General features: G+C 52.3%; 3 protein-coding genes. All 3 read right to left on the bottom strand.

Annotation, left to right across the window (positions count from 1 at the left end):
* The coding region (locus D6694_01900; protein ID RMH47464.1) for a hypothetical protein at positions 1-980 on the bottom strand (980 nt) is incomplete at its 3' end.
* A gap of 1 nt (position 981) precedes the next feature.
* Entirely contained in the window at positions 982-1,284 is a 303-nt protein-coding gene (locus D6694_01895) for a hypothetical protein (protein ID RMH47463.1), read from the bottom strand.
* Positions 1,285-1,379: 95 nt separating this feature from the next.
* On the bottom strand, positions 1,380-1,565 hold a 186-nt coding region (locus D6694_01890; GenBank protein ID RMH47462.1), incomplete at its 5' end, for a VCBS repeat-containing protein.

The raw sequence follows: 1,565 nt of genomic DNA, 5'->3' as shown, positions 1-1,565 counted from the left end.
GCGATGAGATCAACGGTTTTTTGATTGGCTGAGAATCCAGTATTAACAAAATATAGGTTTGGTTCAGCGGCATCCCGTACCACTGCCGGAATCATGGTAGAGTTGTTGGTAAATCCAGGAGCGAAATTCTTGACTGTCAAAGCTCCACCGTTCAGCGCCGTGGATTTGTCAATCACCCACATCTGAATGCCTGGAATAGCGCCGCCAGCGACCGGGAACATATTGGCTGTAATGGCAATCCATTTACTGTTTACACCCAAGCCGGGATAGTCTGCCCAATTGGTTCCCGTGGCATCGGCGATAAAAGAATAAAAATGCCACACGCCAGTCGGATCGCTGGTGGCGCTTACTGCGAGCCATATTTGGGAATTCGCTGACTTTCCGTTAGCGGCGCATGCGGCTATCCAGCGGCCGGATAAAGTGTCGTAAATGACATGAGGATCGAACGGCGTCCCATTCAGTCCCGTCGTTGGTGCAGTCCAGAAAGCGGTTAATGAGACTGTCTGGATAATGCCTCCAGCCTTGTTCTGTATCCGAACTTGGCTGTTCAGCATGGTCATCAGATGATTGGGCCCGACTGCCCCCATCGTATCCGGTGGAATGGCAGTCAAATTATCCAGCAGAGCCTGAAATCCAGTGACGGATGCTGCAGGCGCCGATGGTTGCGGAAGGGCTGCCAACGGTGAGGGCTTAGCGGTTTGTGCAGGAGTTGGAAGTAAGAATGATCCTAAATCCTTCGTGGGCGCTTCCATTTTTGGCACAATGCGGACTCGTGGATAAGCGGGCGCAAGACTTTGGACGGATGCCGCTTGCTGCATCTGCGCAAACGAGGCAGAACCCGCAGGTTGCAGCGTCATGGATTGCCCTGTCACTGGCCCAGGTACTGCAGCGTTCGATGGCACGATCATTACAATCCCGAACAGCACAATCAATCCTGACTGAACAATATGACGTGCGACGTTGTTGAAGATCCTTAACATGTTATCGCTCCTGTTGTTGCTTGCTTGGATTGTTTCTGTTCGATGTTGGCAAGGCGCCCATATCTTGTTGAGGAGTGGTCATGTTGGGAATCTCTCTTGGTTTTGCAGACCTGGGATGATTCCGATCATAACGTTGCATGTTTTTCATGTCTGCAGACCCGGAAGGTGCAACCGTCTTCAAGGCATTAGAATCACGTTTATCGGATGCGCAGACCATAAATGACAGCACCATTGCCAGAAAGGCAACTATCCACTTTCGTTTTCGACAAGCAGTCGACCACTCAGTCATGGCCCATGCGACCATCGGCAGACTTTCCCGGAATATTCGGTCAACAAAACCATCGATACACTGATGCCACCGGACAGCAATCGCCAAACATGATCACCCCCTCATACCAGTCAATTTCCAACAACCACCCACGGCCCACGAACCCTCGGCAACCTGACCAGAGCCTGCTTGCCGGTCGGGCCCATCTTCCAATACACATTCAGCCCAGTCTGCGTGTTTCGCCACAGAATGTCCGACTTGCCGTCGCCATCGAAGTCACCCGTGCCGACCACAGTCCACGGCCCACGAACCTTCGG

This window comes from Gammaproteobacteria bacterium, from assembly GCA_003696665.1.
Lineage (GTDB): Bacteria > Pseudomonadota > Gammaproteobacteria > Enterobacterales.
Note: the sequence above shows the minus strand (reverse complement) of the source record. Positions and strands in the feature narration are given on the sequence as shown.